The sequence below is a fragment of the Alcanivorax sp. HI0044 genome, assembly GCF_001634945.1.
Genome location: NZ_LWEZ01000521.1, coordinates 1 through 655, shown reverse-complemented (window position 1 = coordinate 655; position 655 = coordinate 1). Strand labels below are relative to the sequence as shown.

Here is a 655-nt window from a genome sequence, read left to right as displayed (position 1 = left end):
GCCTCAGCATGGGATTCTTCTTTTGCATCCGTCGGTTTTCCCCGGTCAAGCACATAGGCGTTCAAACCCGCTTCGGAGAGGATATAGGCTCCAAGCTCGCTACGTCGACCATCACCGCATACCACGTAGAAAAAATCCTTCTCGAGATTTTGTACTTCGCGGCGTAATTCATTGAGTGGCAGGTTGCGGGCACCGGGGGTGCGGTCATGGCGGAATTCCATGGGCAGGCGTACATCCACCAGGATGCAGGCGGTGTCGGCTTCCAGCACCATCGTGTCCAGCTCATCTTCAGTGACGTGGCGAATCACGGAGTCCTGCAGGATTGCCTGAAAATCGTTTTTACCCAGACACATCAATACCCCGTCGCTGGTCATGGTGATGGTGGCATTGCGTGGGCTGTCGCTGATCAGGGCGTCTTCACCAAAGAAGCGGCCGGCGGAGAGGGCGGCCAGAGTTTCCTGCTTGGCTCCCTTGGTGCGGGTGACCATGGCTTTGCCCTGTTTGATCACGAACAGGGTGTCGCCGTCTTCGCCTTCGGTGACAATGGTTTCGCCGAGCTGGACTTCGCGTTCTTCGAATTTCACGAACAGGCTGTGAATCATGGCCGGGGGCACTGCGGAGAACAGTTCCGAGGAAAGCAGCGCGTCCATCCAGT

Annotated in this window: 1 protein-coding gene; it reads right to left on the bottom strand. The window is 57.1% G+C overall.

The genetic code is table 11. The annotated features are described in order from the left end of the window. Positions 1 to 655: cyclic nucleotide-binding domain-containing protein (locus A3730_RS06155; RefSeq protein ID WP_156500971.1), on the bottom strand; the 655-nt coding region annotated here is incomplete at both ends.